12 protein-coding genes are annotated in these 15,231 nt (G+C 53.4%); 5 read left to right on the forward strand and 7 right to left on the reverse strand.

Going from position 1 to position 15,231, the window contains the following annotated elements; translation table 11 throughout:
- Window positions 1-5: 5 nt before the first annotated feature.
- Complete coding sequence (gene mfd, locus WC772_00250; protein MFA6169189.1) at window positions 6-2,993, forward strand: transcription-repair coupling factor; 2,988 nt, start codon at window positions 6-8, stop codon at window positions 2,991-2,993.
- Here the strand turns inward: mfd and WC772_00255 are convergent.
- Genes WC772_00255 through WC772_00265 form a run of 3 tightly spaced genes read right to left on the reverse strand, consistent with a single transcriptional unit; the run spans window position 2,977 to window position 3,970 of the window.
- Entirely contained in the window at window positions 2,977-3,300 is a 324-nt protein-coding gene (locus WC772_00255; protein MFA6169190.1) for a hypothetical protein, read from the reverse strand. The genes mfd and WC772_00255 overlap by 17 nt on opposite strands.
- On the reverse strand, window positions 3,300-3,692 hold the full coding sequence (locus WC772_00260; GenBank protein MFA6169191.1) for a hypothetical protein: 393 nt from the start codon (window positions 3,690-3,692) through the stop codon (window positions 3,300-3,302). Before WC772_00260 ends, WC772_00255 begins: the two co-directional genes overlap by 1 nt.
- A complete protein-coding gene (locus tag WC772_00265) occupies window positions 3,692-3,970 on the reverse strand; it encodes a hypothetical protein (protein MFA6169192.1) in 279 nt (92 codons plus the stop codon). The genes WC772_00260 and WC772_00265 overlap by 1 nt, the downstream gene beginning before the upstream one ends.
- Before the next feature lie 94 nt (window positions 3,971-4,064).
- Between WC772_00265 and mazG the strand changes: the two genes are divergently transcribed.
- Genes mazG through ftcD form a run of 3 tightly spaced genes read left to right on the forward strand, consistent with a single transcriptional unit; the run spans window position 4,065 to window position 7,558 of the window.
- Entirely contained in the window at window positions 4,065-4,847 is a 783-nt protein-coding gene (gene mazG / locus WC772_00270; GenBank protein ID MFA6169193.1) for a nucleoside triphosphate pyrophosphohydrolase, read from the forward strand.
- Between the two features lie 46 nt (window positions 4,848-4,893).
- Window positions 4,894-6,687 (forward strand): ATP-dependent zinc metalloprotease FtsH, encoded by a 1,794-nt coding sequence (gene ftsH, locus WC772_00275; protein MFA6169194.1) that lies wholly within the window; start codon window positions 4,894-4,896, stop codon window positions 6,685-6,687.
- On the forward strand, window positions 6,680-7,558 hold the full coding sequence (gene ftcD, locus WC772_00280; protein MFA6169195.1) for a glutamate formimidoyltransferase: 879 nt from the start codon (window positions 6,680-6,682) through the stop codon (window positions 7,556-7,558). Before ftsH ends, ftcD begins: the two co-directional genes overlap by 8 nt.
- 17 nt (window positions 7,559-7,575) lie before the next feature.
- Here the strand turns inward: ftcD and WC772_00285 are convergent, their stop codons facing one another.
- Window positions 7,576-9,621 (reverse strand): hypothetical protein, encoded by a 2,046-nt coding sequence (locus WC772_00285; GenBank protein MFA6169196.1) that lies wholly within the window; start codon window positions 9,619-9,621, stop codon window positions 7,576-7,578.
- A gap of 4 nt (window positions 9,622-9,625) precedes the next feature.
- A complete protein-coding gene (locus tag WC772_00290; GenBank protein MFA6169197.1) occupies window positions 9,626-10,078 on the reverse strand; it encodes a hypothetical protein in 453 nt (150 codons plus the stop codon).
- 116 nt (window positions 10,079-10,194) lie between these two features.
- Here WC772_00290 and WC772_00295 point away from each other — a divergent pair, with 116 nt between their 5' ends.
- On the forward strand, window positions 10,195-12,861 hold the full coding sequence (locus WC772_00295) for a valine--tRNA ligase (protein ID MFA6169198.1): 2,667 nt from the start codon (window positions 10,195-10,197) through the stop codon (window positions 12,859-12,861).
- Here the strand turns inward: WC772_00295 and WC772_00300 are convergent.
- A complete protein-coding gene (locus tag WC772_00300; GenBank protein MFA6169199.1) occupies window positions 12,858-13,676 on the reverse strand; it encodes a TIGR00282 family metallophosphoesterase in 819 nt (272 codons plus the stop codon). The genes WC772_00295 and WC772_00300 overlap by 4 nt on opposite strands.
- The gene (gene rny / locus WC772_00305; protein ID MFA6169200.1) at window positions 13,663-15,210 is read right to left on the reverse strand and encodes a ribonuclease Y; all 1,548 of its coding nucleotides are present in this window, start codon (window positions 15,208-15,210) and stop codon (window positions 13,663-13,665) included. Before rny ends, WC772_00300 begins: the two co-directional genes overlap by 14 nt.
- Window positions 15,211-15,231 lie beyond the last annotated feature (21 nt).

Consider the following 15,231-nt stretch of genomic DNA (forward strand, 5'->3'; position numbering starts at 1 on the left):
CACTTATGTTGGACGACTTAGTTAAGGCGATCGCTGAAAGCGATCTTCTCCGGCGTCAAATTTCTAAGAACAAGCGATTGAACTTTTCCGGCTTAAGTGGCGGGGCCTTTGCCGCTCTTTTGGCTGTTTTAGCCCGAACATATCCCAATCTGCTGGCGGTGACCGGTTCGCTGGAAAAAGCGGAGAGCCTCCGCCAGGAGATCGACCTTTTTACCGGCCGAGGCACTCTTCTCTTTCCTCCCCCGGAACTGATGACCGCCGATAATTTTTCGGAGACCGCCGGGGAACGTTTGGCGATCCTCAATGAGTGGGCGATGCGTCGCCAAACGATCGTCGTCGCTCCGCTGCGCGCCGCGCTGGCCAATTGTCAGCCGCCGGCCAGCCTTAGGTCCATAGAGATCGGCGTTGGCGAGGAACTGGAAAGAGAAGGATTCCTGAAACGGCTGGTCGAGCTCGGCTACCGCCGTTTTGATATCGTTGGCGAGAAGGGGGAGTTTAGCGTCCGGGGCGGGATCGTTGATATTTTCCCGGTCAACCAGCCAAGCGCCCTCCGGCTTGAATTTAGCGGTGACACGGTCGAATCGATCCGCCGCTTTGATCCTTACTCCCAGCGTTCGACCGAGAAAGTTACCGCAGTCAGCCTCCTGCCGGCCAAAGAAAACCCCTCCACTCCTTTTTATAACGCGCTTCCCAAAGGGACTTTGGTTGTTCTGGTCGAGCGGCTGGAAGTCCTCCGGTCGGCTGGCGAAATTGACGGGCAGGGGGCCGCTCTTAAGGAGCTGGAGGCGCTGGTCCAGGTCGAACTTTCCAGTTTTACCGAGCCGGGAGAAGCGCCGCTTTTCCAGCCGGTCAAAAGTTATATCGATGATTTAACGGCGGTGCCGAAAGGGGCGCTGGTTGTCAGCCGCCACCCGCACCGCCTGCGCGAAGAGCCTGGCTTGCGGGTTATTGAGGGGAAATTAAGCGGCGGGTTTGCTTTCAATGGCTTGACCGTCCTTTCCGATAAAGAGCTGTTCGGCGAGGCCCAGGCGGCCAGGAAAAAATCCCGGCCGGCCAAAGAAGGGGTCGCCGATGAGCTTTTATCCGACCTGAAAGTCGGGGACTTCGTGGTCCACGAGAATTACGGGATCGGCGTTTACCGGGGAATGAAGGAGCTGGAGATCGACGGGGTTTCCCAAGAGTACCTCTTGCTCGAATTCCATGGCGACGACTTGCTTTACGTCCCGCCGCCGATGATCGGCTTGGTCGAGAAATATTCCGGCGGGGGCGACGCCAAGCCCCGGCTCTCCCGCCTGGGGAGCAAGGAGTGGCTCAAGACCCGCGGCCGGGTGAAGAAGGCGCTTCGCGACATGACCCAGGAATTGACCCAGCTTTATGCCGCCCGGGAGAAGTTTCCGGGGATCGCTTTTCCGCCCGATGACGTCTGGCAGAAAGAGCTGGAAGCGACCTTCCCTTATGAAGAGACGCCTGACCAGCTCAAAGCGATCGCCGCGGTCAAAAAAGATATGGAAGCCCACCGGCCGATGGACCGGTTGGTTTGCGGTGATGTCGGCTACGGCAAGACCGAAGTGGCGATCCGGGCGGCGGCCAAAGCGGCCAGCGCCGGCAAACAGGTGGCGATCCTGGCGCCGACCACCATCCTGGTCGAACAGCACTTTAATAATTTCAAAGAGCGGTTCAAGAACCTTCCTTTTGTGATCGAAATGCTTTCCCGTTTCCGCTCGCCGGCCGAACAGAAGGCGATTGTTAAAACAGTTGGGGAAGGGGGGGTCGATATCCTGATCGGGACTCACCGGCTTCTCTCCAAAGACCTGAAGTTTAAAGACCTGGGGCTTTTGATCGTCGACGAAGAACAGCGTTTCGGCGTCGCTCATAAGGAAAAGCTGAAACAGCTGAAAAAGACAGTCGACGTCCTAACCCTTTCGGCTACGCCGATCCCCCGCACCCTTTATTTTTCCCTGGCCGGCTTGCGGGAGATCAGTTTGATCTCGACTCCGCCGGTCGACCGTTCGCCGATCAGGACCTACATCCTGCCGTTCGCAGAAAAAGTCGTCCGGGAGGCGATCATCAGGGAGATCGACCGGGGCGGTCAGGTCTACCTGGTCCACAATACCGTCGATAAAATAATGGGATTGGCGGCCAGGATCAAGAAGCTGGTCCCCTCGGCGCGGGTGACGGTTGGCCATGGCCAGATGGACGAAAAGAAGCTCGAAAAGACGATGAAAGATTTTATGGAGCGGCAATATGACGTGCTGGTCTGTACCTCGATCATTGAATCGGGGCTCGACATCACTAACGTGAACACGATCCTGATCGATAACGCCGACCGGTTTGGTCTTTCCCAGCTTTACCAGATCAGGGGGCGGGTCGGCCGCTCGCCGGTCAGGGCTTACGCTTATCTGATGTACCATCCGGAGCGGACCCTCTCTGAATTAGCGTTAGAGAGGCTCAAAGCGATCCAGGAATTTACCGCTCTTGGCTCCGGCTACAAGTTAGCGATGCGCGACCTGGAGATCCGGGGCTCTGGGAACCTGCTTGGGGCGGAACAATCGGGCCACATTTATGAGGTCGGGTTTGACCTCTATTGCGAGTTGCTGGAAGAGGCGGTCCGGGAAGCCAAGGGAGAAAAAGTGATCGCGCCGCGCGAAGTCGAGATCGACCTGAAAGTTGAGGCTTCAATTCCGCCGGAATACGTGACCGACGACCGCCAGCGGATCGCTCTTTATCGGCGGCTGAACATGGTGACTACTCTCGAGGGGATAGAAGAGATCAAAGTGGAGTTTAAAGACCGTTTTGGGCCGCTTCCAGGGCCTCTCCAGACCCTTTTACGCTTGGTTAGGCTCAAGGTTAAGGCGTTAAATAGCGGCGTAGTCAGCGTTAAAGAGACCGGTAAATTGATCAGGGTGGAGTGGTTGTCTGGCAAGGCTAAGCTGTTTAAGGCCGGAGGCGAAGTGATCGCGCTGGCAGAAAAATGTCTTACAGCCGGGAATTAATGTACTGGTTGACCACCCGTTGATCGTTGATGATGACCAGCGGTTTCCCTTTCGGGCTTTTTATCGTTAGTTTCTCCGGGGTGACCTCAATATTGCCGATCCCGGAATCCTGGTGCGAAGTTTGCGATAGGTAATTCAGGGCGAGCATTTTCAGGATCTCCGGGTTAAGTTTATCGCCCATGAAGATCTTCGGTTCGATCACGAATTCAGTGTGCTTGGCGGCGATGACCGAAGCCTGCCCGCTTCTTTTCCAAAGCTCTTTTAGGGCGACTTCCAATTGCTCTAAGGCGCTTTTTTCTTCAGGCATTAGGCTTTTCCTCCATTGTTTAGGGCGGCTTGTTCCCGGTTGACTTGCGCGGCCAGGGTCTTGAGCTGGCCATTTCCCAGGGCAAAAATTACTTCCAACATATTGGCGCCAGGGGCCAGAGCGACCGCCGGACGGTAGGTTTCAGTCGGGATCTCCGGCTGCAGATTGATTGGTGTTTTAGTGATGGTTGGTTGGGTAGTTGAGACGGTTGCTGTTTCTCCGGTTGGAGCCGGCCGGGTCGAGAAACCATTCTGGGCTTGATTTAATCGGCTACGGACGTCATAAACCAGCCGATTAAGTTCAGTTGAAGTCAGGTTAATAAGCGGGGTCCCGCCAGATTGTCTGGGGGCCTGTTCAACTGAGCCTATTCTAGTTGGGGTGATTGGTGTCATTATTTTCTCCACGCCAGACGGCCGCTCTTAAGTTCTGATTTGATCGCCGCCGCCACATAGGGCAATTCGCCCGGTTTCAGGTTGTGTTTGTCGACGAAATATTCGATGACCGCCCGGGCCTTATCCTTCGGGTCGAGGAGTGACTGGTCGTTTTTAATGACCGGTTCGCCGTCGATCCGGAGGAGACCCAAAATGTCGATGACTTCCATCGACGATTTCAGGCCCAAAGTCTGGAGGTTCGGGCCGCTTTTTTTCTCTTCTTGTCCGTTATTTGTCATAGTTTGTTCGCTTGTCCGTTCACTTATTTATCGTTGTTGAGGGGTAAAAACTTGCATGGTTTCTCTATTATGTGGAGGGTGTATAATGATATATATGGGTAAAACAGGGGCTTACTTTGAAGAATTCGTGAAAATCGTGACCCTCCTGCGGCGAAAATGCCCTTGGGATAGGGAACAGACCTTTGAGAGCCTGAAACCGTACCTGGTCGAAGAGCTTTATGAAGTTTTAGAGGCGATCAACGAGGAGGACTTTGACCATCTTTCCGAAGAGCTGGGGGACATGCTCCTCCATATCGTGATGTTGGCGGTTTTTGCCAAACAAGACAAGAAATTCGATATTAACAAAGTCATTAAAACGATCTCCGACAAGATGGTCCGCCGCCACCCCCATGTCTTTGGGAAGGCGAAGGCGAAGAATAAGGCAGAGGTCTGGCAGAGATGGGAGAAGATTAAGAAAGAAGAAAGAGATACGGGAGACGGGACACGGAAAAGGATGATGGCTAGTATTCCGAAATCGCTACCGGCACTCTCCAGGGCGGATAAGGTGCAGAAGAAAGCGGCGCGGGTCGGCTTTGACTGGGACGATGTGGCCGGCGCCTGGGAGAAGGTAGACGAAGAAAGAGCGGAGATCGCGGAGTTGTTGGGGAAAAAGGGGAAAGAAAAGAAAAAGCTCCAGGAAGAGATCGGCGACCTTCTTTTTTCCGTCGTCAACGTTGCTCGCAAGCTGGAGATCGATCCGGAAGACGCCCTTCAGCTGGCGAACAAAAAGTTTATCCGCCGTTTTGGGGCAATTGAAAACGATCTGACCGCCCGCCGGCTGACTCTGCCGGAAATGGAGACCCTCTGGAAAAAGGTGAAGGCGACGGAAAACTCTTAGCAAACCCTTAGCCTACCGGGAAAAAATTGTGGTATAATTGTTTTATATGAAAGCTAATTGGCGGGTCATACTGACCTATTTGCTGGTTTTTTTGATCGGGGCGGCGATTATTGCTCCTCTCTTTACCCCGGAGACCAAGGTCGCGGAGCTCCCTTTTTCGACTTTTCTGGATAATGCCGACCAGGGGAAGATCAGCCGGGTCGTGGTTTCCGGCGACGTGATCACCGGTGAACTAAAAGACAAATCCAAATTCCGCACCCACGCCCTTAATTACCCCAATCTGGTCCCGATGCTTCGGGATAAGGGGGTTTCGATCAAAGTTGAATCGCCGGTTGAATCAAGCTGGGTCATGAATCTGATCATCCAGCTTTTATTCCCGATAATTTTCTTCTTCTTCCTCTGGTGGCTGATGATGCGCCAGGCGCAGGGGGCCAACAGTCAGGCGATGTCTTTTGGCCGAGCTAATGTTAAACAGCAGACCGGTAAGGTTACCGTGACCTTTGCTGATGTTGCTGGGGTGGACGAAGCCAAAGAAGAGCTCAAGGAAATCGTTGATTTTCTCAAGAATCCCGCCAAATATCAGGCATTAGGCGCCAAGATACCCAAAGGATTGCTCTTAATGGGCCCTCCTGGGACCGGTAAGACCCTTTTAGCCAGAGCCATTGCCGGAGAAGCCGGGGTTCCCTTCTTTTCGATCTCCGGTTCCGATTTTGTGGAGATGTTCGTTGGTGTCGGCGCCTCGCGGGTCCGTTCGGTCTTTGAACAGGCCAAGAAGCAGACCCCCTCGATCATTTTTATGGATGAAATTGACGCGGTTGGGCGCCATCGCGGGGCCGGCCTTGGCGGTGGCCATGATGAACGGGAACAGACCTTGAACCAGCTTCTGGTCGAGATGGACGGCTTTGATCCCAAGGCCAACACGATCGTGATTGCCGCGACTAACCGGCCGGATATCCTTGATCCCGCTTTGTTGCGCCCGGGGCGTTTTGACCGCCGGGTTGTCCTCGACAAACCAGACCTGAAGGGGCGCGAAGCGATCATGAAAATCCACGCCAAAGGGAAACCGTTGGCTAAAGATGTGGAATTATCGGTTGTCGCCAGGCGGACCCCCGGCTTTACCGGCGCCGACCTGGAAAATGTCCTGAACGAAGCGGCGATCCTGGCCGCCCGGACCGAGAAGAAAGAGGTCGGGATGGAGGAAGTTGAAGAAGCGGTCGACCGGGTAATTGCCGGGCCGGAAAAGAAGAGCAAAGTTATTAATGACGATGAAAAATCACGGGTCGCCTACCACGAAGTGGGACACGCCGTTCTTTCCCAGGTCTTAAAGAACGCCGATAAGGTCCATAAGATCTCAATTCTCCCCCGCGGAATGGCCCTTGGCTATACTCTTCAACTCCCGCTCGAAGACAAATACCTGGTGACCCGTTCCCAGGCGGTGGATGAGATCACCGTTCTGCTTGGTGGCCGGGTTGCCGAAGAGCTGATCTTTAACGAAGCGAGCTCCGGCGCCCACAACGACCTGGAACGCTCCACCGAACTCGCTAAACGGATGGTGACTGAATTCGGCATGAGCAAGCTAGGTCCCCGGACCTTTGGCCACAAGGACCGCCAGGTCTTTCTTGGCCGCGACCTTAACGAAACGAGGGATTATTCCGAGCAGACCGCCGACGCCATCGACCACGAGATCGAACAGATCGTGGCCGAATGCCACGACCGGGCGAAAAAACTGCTGACCAAGAACCGGACCAAAGTCGAAGAGATCGCCAAACTCCTGATCGTGAACGAGACCCTGGAGAGCACTCCATTGGAGGAGGCGCTCAAAGGGCTGCAGGGTGACTAAGCTTATCGAATGTGTCCCCAATTTTTCCGCCGGTAGTGACCCGGACTTGGTTGACGAAATAGTTTCCGCGATTAGGTCAGCCAAAGTTAGAGATCTCCACTCCGACCCCGATCACAATCGCTCCGTTGTCACCATGTGGGGGGAGCCGCAAGCGATTAAACAAGCCGCTTTTGAGCTGACCGAGCGGGCGATGCAGTTGCTCGATATCAGTGACCATGCCGGGGTCCATCCCTTTATCGGCGTGGTTGATGTTATCCCCTTTATTCCGCTGCGCGACTGCTCAATGGCGGAAACGGCTGCTCTGGCCAGAGAATTGGGGAACGAACTTTGGGAAAAATTGAAGCTTCCCGTTTATTTCTACGGGGAAGCGGCACAGGTTTTAGAACGTCGCGATCTGCCGATGGTCCGCAAAGGGGGCTTTCGAGCTCTTCAACAAGAGATAAATACTCCCCAACGCCGACCTGATGTTGGGACTGGTTTGCACACAAGCGCCGGCGCGGTAGCGGTTGGCGCGCGGGAGTTTCTGATCGCTTTTAACGTTAACTTAAAAACCCGGGAACTCGACCTGGCTCAATCGATCGCCAAGAACATTCGGGAGAAAAACGGCGGCTTGCCGGGCGTTCGAGCGCTTGGTTTAGAGTTAGCGAGCCGCGGCTTAACCCAGGTCTCGGTCAATATTGTCGATCATCAAAAAACCTCGCTCAAAAAGCTCTTTGACGAGATCAATAAATGGGCGAAAGAATATGAAGTCGAGATCGAAGGTTCGGAGCTGGTCGGGCTGATCCCGGCTTCCGCTTGTTTCGAGGGGATGAAGGATTATCTCCGCTTGGCTAGGTTTGATGAAAAGTTGATCCTGGACAATCGGCTCTAATCTTTCGCCTAAAAGCCTTAGGTTAGAATCCTTTGAGTGCCATCAGGTAATTGGGCGATGATTTGACCGGTTTTTTCTTTGATAATTATTGTTCGGGCGGGCAATGAGCAGCCAAATAGTTTCTGGCCTTCTATCAGTTCTATAGATTCTTTTTCCCTGGCCTCGTTAAAATAAACATAGGCATTTCTAAGTTCAAAAGTTCTCCCCCAAATATTGACCGCGACTGGGAGCGGTTCAAATTCATACTGGCTACCATGATAATGTACCATTTCGATCTTGCCGGAAGCGAGAAAATGGATAGCCATAGATTCGCTAAAATGTTCTCTGCCGATCGTTTTCCCATCTTTTTCAACGATCCGAATCGCTCTCGCGTATTGTTGGTCATGATCAAACCAGATCGGCGTCTCGGCTGGATATTCAATGCCGTAAAATATTTGAGGCTGTTTGAGCGTCGCCTGATAAAGTTTCCCATCGGTAAAGATGGCGACGCGAGTGCCGGCGGGAAGGTCAATTGTCCCGAATCGTGCGGGGCGGGAAAGCTCAGCAGAAAATAAACCTAGTTGGTCAAATTCAACTTCCATCCCTTTGCGAAGATTTAATAAGACGCAGTCCTCTGCCAGAATCCCTGTCTTTATCTTTTTAGATCCACCATGACCGGCATAATAAGTAACTTCAGAGAAAAACAGTGTTTCACCTCCAATTTTAATGGAGATTACAGGATTAGTTGGCGGAGTGGCTGATCCACTTGAACTTCGGCGGCCACTTACTACTTCTGGGCGACGCAAAACTTCGCCTCTTCCTATGCTCTTAAACCCTGGCTTCTGGACCTTGATAACGTGCCATTCACTTTTAACAAAACGTCCGGGTGCGGGAATGATTTCTTCGGAGGTCGTGACGATAACATCCGCTCCCAGATCGGCAATCTTTTCCCCTAGCGGCGGCTCAAACGGTTCGACCGAGGCAACCTCCCGCAACAGAGGCGCCAACAATTTCCGATGCGAGGTGTTCAACCCCTGGTCCACGGTAAACACCCGCTCGTAAGCGTCTAAAAGCTCACTGGAAAGAATACGTCCTTTTTCACTTTCCTTATGAATCATTGCAATGAGGGTCGATCCCGCAGACGCGCACGCCCTCAGAAATTCTAGGTCTGACTGTAAGGATGAATCCTGCGGTCTTCCCTGAATTGCTAATAACAACTCTCGCAGGATTCGATAATTTGTTGAAGCTGCCGACCCTTTTGCTGGTTCGATTTGTTGTGGCACGACTCGAACTGGAGCCATTGACGCTGGGTTTGACAGCGGAGGAGGCGTAACCGGTTTGGTTGGCGGAGGAACTTCCCTTGCTGGAACTACTTGAACCGGCTTTGGCAGCGGAGGAGCAACCGGTCTCAAGTGAGGGAAAAATTCATCTTCTTTATGGGGATCAAGTATACTTGCAATTAATTCATCGGCTTGTTGCATAGCAGCTTGATGACTAGAGTTGTCACTAGCCCGTTCAGGTTTTAGCGGTTCTCTTATGGTTGCGGGCGCAACTGCTGGGGTTACAGGCTTGGTTGGTAGAGGGACTTCCCTTGCTGGAGCTACTTGAACCGGCTTCGGCAGAGGAGGAGCAACCGGCCGAACTGGCAAAGGGGATGGTACGGGAGCCGGTTTAGCGGCCAACGGGCGTGGCGTGACCATTGGTGGAGGCGCTATTGGTCCTGGCGCTGGTTTGGTTGGTTCGGCTTTATCTAGTTTTTCGATAATTTCTTTGGCCGTCCAATGTCCCGGTCTCCCTTCTGCCGCCAAAAGCTCAAGGCCGAATCGAGCAGTTTCTTTCATTCCTTCAGGGTGGACATCCTCCATAACCGGCAAGAAAATGAATTGGGCGATATTACCGGATTCCGAAAAACTGAAAGCCTTGGGTTTTGTTTCTAAATAGACAACTAAATGGTTCAAGTCACCCTGTTCGATTTTCCCGGTAATGGCTTTATCGCACAGCGACTTGATATTAGGTGCGCTGACCCGATAATATCTTTCCTTTATGGAACCAACTTGCGGGCGGAGGCCGGTAATTTTAGTCATCTCATTATCCTTTAGGTTTTTTTACCGAAGGAGGAAAGAGCGAGTAATGATGTGAAGGTGGAATTTCTTCGGTCGAGGCCTTAACTCTTTCCACTCCCGGGGTTGGCGGTGGCGGGAGCGGGGAAAGAGCATCGAAAGAGTGATCGAGCCGCTGTTCAGATAAAGAATTCCAGGGCATTTGTTCGTTCAATTGCCGAAGCCCGTGTTGGGCGATGGCCTGTCTTTCATCGTCATATTCCTCGGCGATCTGGGTCAAGATCTCATATTTAATTGTGCGCTTAACCTCGAAACTAAAGGCGGCCGGCTTATTGCCTAGGAAGACGACTAAATGGAGCAATTCTCTGGCCGAAACATTTCCTATTTGCGTATGCTGTAATAGTTTCGAGACGTTTGGTCTAATTAATTGGTAGAGTTGCCTCGTCACTCCCGAAACAGTTGAATTGCCGATCTTGATCATGTTTAAATCCTTTCTGTTGAGCTACAAAGTTATCATCGTAATACAGCGAGAATTTCAGGGATTGTTCCCGAATAGCCCAAACTTTGCTATAATTAGACGGTAATCGAGGAGAAACAATGAGTGAAGAATTAGCTAAAGTTTATAATCCAGCCGAAGTCGAACAAAAATGGTACACCTATTGGGAAGAGAGCGGCTTCTTCAAGCCAGATCCCAAGGCTCCTAAGCCTCCCTTTTCCATCGTTATTCCGCCGCCGAATGTTACCGGCTCGCTTCATATGGGGCACGCCCTCAATAATTCTATCCAAGATCTGCTGATCCGCTATAAGAGGATGCAGGGTTATCAGGCTTTGTGGGTGCCGGGGACCGATCATGCCGGGATCGCCACGCAAAATGTGGTCGAACGCGAACTGAAAAAAGAAGGGAAGACCAAGGACGATCTGGGGCGAGAAAAATTCGTGGAACGGGTTTGGGAATGGAAGAAGGAGTATGGTGGCCGGATCACCCGTCAGCTGCGCCGTTTAGGCGCTTCCTGCGATTGGTCTCGCGAACGGTTTACAATGGATGAAGGGCTATCGAAAGCCGTCAAACGTCATTTTGTCCAGCTTTATAACGAAGGGCTAATCTACCGGGGAAAACGTATTATTAACTGGTGTCCGAGATGCGGTACGGCAATCTCCGATATCGAGGTCCAGTACGAAACGACCAAAGGCCATCTTTGGCATATCAAGTATCCATTATCTGACGGCAAAGGCTACATTATAGTCGCCACGACCCGGCCGGAGACGATGCTGGGGGATACCGCGGTCGCCGTCAGCCCGAAGGACGACCGCTACAAGCACATGTGGGGGAAAACGATCGTCTTGCCGTTGGTCGGCCGCCATATCCCGATCATTAAAGATGATTACGTTGACGCGACTTTTGGGACCGGGGCCGTTAAAGTTACGCCGGCGCATGATCCTAACGATTATGACATGGGAATGCGGCATAATTTACCCTTCATTAACCTCCTGACGCAGGACGCTAAGATTACCCTTAACGAATTCAGTCCTGAAGAGAAGAAGAAGCTGGCTGCCCTTGAGGGGCTAGACCGGTTCAAAGCCCGGGAAAAGATCATTGAGCTGCTGACCGAGCAGGATCTGCTGGTCAAGGTTGAAGAGTATGAGAATTCGGTTGGTCATTGTTATCGCTGTAACACGGTGGTTGAGCCGTACCTTTCCGACCAGTGGTTCGTAAAGGTTAAACCGCTGGCGGAAAAGGCCAATGCCGCGGTCGAAGAGGGCCGGACCAAATTTTTACCCGAGCGCTGGGAAAAGCTTTATATGCAATGGATGACCAATCCGCGCGATTGGTGTATTTCCCGCCAGTTGTGGTGGGGGCACCAGGTTCCCGCCTGGTATAAAGGCGAAGAGATCTACGTCGGCGAAGAGCCGCCCAAAGGGGAAGGGTGGAAACAGGACCCGGATGTCTTTGATACCTGGTTTTCTTCGGCCCTCTGGCCGTTCTCCGTGCTGGGCTGGCCGGATGAGACAGCCGACCTAAAGACTTTCTATCCGACCGATGTGCTGGTGACGAGCTACGACATTATCTTTTTCTGGGTTGCCAGGATGCTTATGGCCGGCCTGCATTTCATGAAAGACGTGCCGTTCCGGACCGTCTATTTCAACGCGCTGGTCAAGGATGTCCATGGCAAAAAGATGAGCAAGTCGTGGGGGAACGTGATCGACCCGCTCGAAGTGATCGATAAGGCGGGGGCCGACGCGCTCCGCTTTACCTTTATCGCGCTGATCGCGGGGCAGGGACAAGACGTCAAACTGTCGGAAGATAAGATTACTGAAGCCCGTAATTTTGCCAATAAGATCTGGAATGTCAGCCGATTCGTCTTGATGAATACCCCCTCTGTCCCTTCGGGACATCTCCCCCTTATCAAGGGGGAGACCGGCGCACTTGAACTGGCGGACCGCTGGATTATTTCCCGTTACAATTCGACGATCGAGAAGGTTTCGACGGCCATTGATTCCTTTGAGTTTGGCGAAGCGGCCAAGCTGCTTTACGATTTTATCTGGGGCGAGTTCTGCGACTGGTACGTTGAGATCTCCAAGGCCGACCTCTATTCCAAGGAGCCGGCGAGGAAAGAAAAGGCGCTTAAGGTGCTGGCTTATGTTTTGGAAGGAACTCTGCGGCTGCTCCATCCCGTTATGCCATTCATTACGGAAGAGCTCTGGCAAAAGCTGATCGAGAAAAGCAACAAACAGCCGGGAACCATCATGCTGCAGGCCTGGCCCGAGCAGGAGCCGAAACTTATCGACCCATCGGCCGATGCGGCCATGGCTTACATCAAAGCGCTGATCAACGGTATCCGGAACATCAAAGCGGAAAAAGGGGTCCAGACAAAAGATGTGGAGCTCTTGCTGGTCGTTTCAAAGGCTGAAGAAAAGACTGCTTTGCAACAGGGCGAGAGTTTTATCAAGGCGTTAACCAAAGTCTCGAAGATCACAGTCAGCGAACAGACGGAAAAGCCGAAACAGGCGGCCCTCTTCTCGGCTGGAGAAACGCAGGGCTACGTTTTATTAGCGGGCGTGATCGACCTGGCTAAAGAGATCGAGAAGTTGAACAAAGAATCGGAGCGATTAGGGCAAGAACAGGAGCGGATCGGCAAACTGCTGGCCGACGAGAAATTTACCGCTAAGGCGCCGAAGACCGCGGTGGAAGCCCAGAAAAATAAGCTAGTAGAGCTGGCGGAAAAAAAGAAGAACATCCTCGAACAGATCAAAGACCTCGGTTAGTTTTCCTCGACTTTTAAGGGTTCGGTGTTCCGCCTGATCCTCTGAATTTCCAGGGCTTTGCCGGTTTTCACATCCAGAGTTATGACAACCCCGTTAAATAATCCCGGACCTTCGGACGCCGGCTCCAACCGCTCCGGCATTTGCCGGATCAGCCGGCGCATGACTTGTTCTTTCTTCATTCCAATGATCGAATCGATCGGCCCGGTCATCCCGATGTCGGAAATAAAACCGGTCCCACCTGGCAAGATCCGCTCATCCGCGGTCTGAACGTGAGTGTGGGTGCCGACCATTGCCGAAACTTTACCGTCCAGGTAATAACCCATGGCGTATTTTTCCGAAGAGGCTTCGGCGTGGAAGTCGACCAGGACCAGGTTGGTTTGTTCTTTTAGTTTAGGCAGGACCCGGTCGGCCGCCTGGAAGGGACAATCCATGCATTGCATAAAGACCCGGCCGTTCAAATTGAGCAGACCGAGCTTCACTCCTTTAACGTCGATGATCAAATGATCTTTACCGGGAGTGCCGGGGGGGTAGTTGGCCGGGCGGGCCATTTTCTCGAAGAGTTCGATCTTTTGGGCAACCTCTTTTTTCTCCCAGACATGGTTCCCCATGGTAAAAGCGTCGACCCCGGCGGCGAGCAGGTCATAATAGATCTTTTCGGTGATGCTGAAGCCGTGGGCGCAATTTTCGCCGTTGGCAATGGTTATGTCGATGGCGAATTCTTTCTTGAGATCAGGGAGCAGGCGCTTGGCGACCACTCGCCCAAAGGCGCCTACTATATCCCCGATAAATAACAGATTGAGCTTATCTGGCGACATCCGACGCTCGAATTTCCCGGACAACCGTAACTTTAATTTCGCCCGGGTATTCCAGTTCCGCTTCGATCTTCTTGGCGATGTCGTGGGCCAGCTTGGTCGCCAGGTCGTCGTTGATCCGTTCCGGATTGACGATCACTCTGACTTCGCGTCCGGCCGAGATGGCGAAGGTCTTTTCCACTCCTTCAAAGGAGTTGGCGACGTTTTCTAGCTTCTCCAGCCGTTTGACGTAAGCTTCCAGCGTATCGCGCCGAGCGCCCGGCCGCGCGCTGCTGATGGCGTCGCAGACCTGAACGATGACCGCTTCAATGGTCCGCGGCTCAACGTCGTTGTGGTGGGCTTCGATGGCGTGCAGGACTTCCGGCGTTTCGCCCGCTTTCTGGGCGAAGGTGACGCCGAGCCGAACGTGGGTCCCTTCAACTTCCTGGTCGATCGCCTTGCCGATATCGTGAAGGAGGGCGGCCCGCTTGGCCAGTGCGACGTTGGCGCCTAATTCAGCTGCCAACATGCCGGCCAGGTGGGACATTTCGACCGAGTGTTGGAGGACGTTCTGGCCGTAAGAGGTCCGGTAATGGAGGCGACCCAGAAGCTGGATGATGACCGGGGGGAGGCCATGCACGCCGGTTTCCATGGTCGCGCGTTCACCGTGTTCCCACATCGCGTTCTTGAGCTCGGTCTTCGACTTCTCGTACATCTCTTCGACCCGGGCCGGATGGATCCGGCCGTCCGCGATCAGTTTCTGCAGGGTCAGACGGGCCGTTTCGCGGCGCAGGGGATCAAAGCTGGAGAGAATGACCGCTTCCGGCGTGTCGTCGACGATCAGGTCGACCCCGGTCTTGGTCTCAAACGCCCTGATGTTGCGGCCTTCGCGGCCGATGATCCGGCCTTTCATGTCGTCGCTCGGCAACTCGACCATCGAGGTCGTGGTCTCCACGACGTGGTCGACGGCGCAGCGCTGGATGGCGGTCGCCAGGATCTCGCGGGCGCGGCGGTCAGATTCTTTTCTGATCTCTTCCTCGTTCGCCCTGATCCGTTTGGCGGCATCGACTTCCAGCTCCCGGTCGAGCTTTTGGAGCAGTTCCTGCTTGGCCTCTTCTTTGGAAAGAGTCGAGATCTTCTCGAGTTGGACGATCAGCTGTTCTTTGGCGCTGGCCAGGGTCTCTTTCAGCGCGACCAGGTCTTCCTCGATCTTTTTGATCTGTTTCTCCTTCGTATCCAGGTTCTTTTCTTTGTTCTCCAAATGGTCTTCGCGCGACTGCAGGCGGCGTTCCAGCGAAGTTAGTTCGGCCTTTCTTTCCTTGGCTTCCTTTTCGAGCTCCGCCCGCTGCTTGATCGCTTCGTCCTTGGCTTCGAGGATCGATTCCTTACGGATCCGTTCCGCTTCTTTCTTTGCGTCCTCGGTCACCCGTTTGGCCGATTCCTCGGCGATCCGGATCTTCTGATCAGCCATCTGCCGTTTGATCAGCAGATAGGCGATCGCCAGGCCGAACACGACCACCGCGACGATCACCACGTAAAACAATGAATATACCGACATGATAAAACCCCCCTCTAGAAA

It is taken from the genome of Candidatus Margulisiibacteriota bacterium (assembly GCA_041661965.1).
Lineage (GTDB): Bacteria > Margulisbacteria > WOR-1 > O2-12-FULL-45-9 > XYB2-FULL-48-7 > XYB2-FULL-45-9.

Bases quoted from the DNA above. Each gene is read 5' to 3' on its own strand.
- mazG (MFA6169193.1), top strand. From the start codon at position 4,065: ATGGGTAAAACAGGGGCTTACTTTGAAGAATTCGTGAAAATCGTGACC.
- ftsH (MFA6169194.1), top strand. From the start codon at position 4,894: ATGAAAGCTAATTGGCGGGTCATACTGACCTATTTGCTGGTTTTTTTG.
- WC772_00255 (MFA6169190.1), bottom strand. From the start codon at position 3,300: ATGCCTGAAGAAAAAAGCGCCTTAGAGCAATTGGAAGTCGCCCTAAAA.
- WC772_00290 (MFA6169197.1), bottom strand. From the start codon at position 10,078: ATGATCAAGATCGGCAATTCAACTGTTTCGGGAGTGACGAGGCAACTC.
- mfd (MFA6169189.1), top strand. From the start codon at position 6: ATGTTGGACGACTTAGTTAAGGCGATCGCTGAAAGCGATCTTCTCCGG.
- WC772_00265 (MFA6169192.1), bottom strand. From the start codon at position 3,970: ATGACAAATAACGGACAAGAAGAGAAAAAAAGCGGCCCGAACCTCCAG.
- WC772_00295 (MFA6169198.1), top strand. From the start codon at position 10,195: ATGAGTGAAGAATTAGCTAAAGTTTATAATCCAGCCGAAGTCGAACAA.
- WC772_00300 (MFA6169199.1), bottom strand. From the start codon at position 13,676: ATGTCGCCAGATAAGCTCAATCTGTTATTTATCGGGGATATAGTAGGC.
- rny (MFA6169200.1), bottom strand. From the start codon at position 15,210: ATGTCGGTATATTCATTGTTTTACGTGGTGATCGTCGCGGTGGTCGTG.
- WC772_00285 (MFA6169196.1), bottom strand. From the start codon at position 9,621: ATGACTAAAATTACCGGCCTCCGCCCGCAAGTTGGTTCCATAAAGGAA.
- WC772_00260 (MFA6169191.1), bottom strand. From the start codon at position 3,692: ATGACACCAATCACCCCAACTAGAATAGGCTCAGTTGAACAGGCCCCC.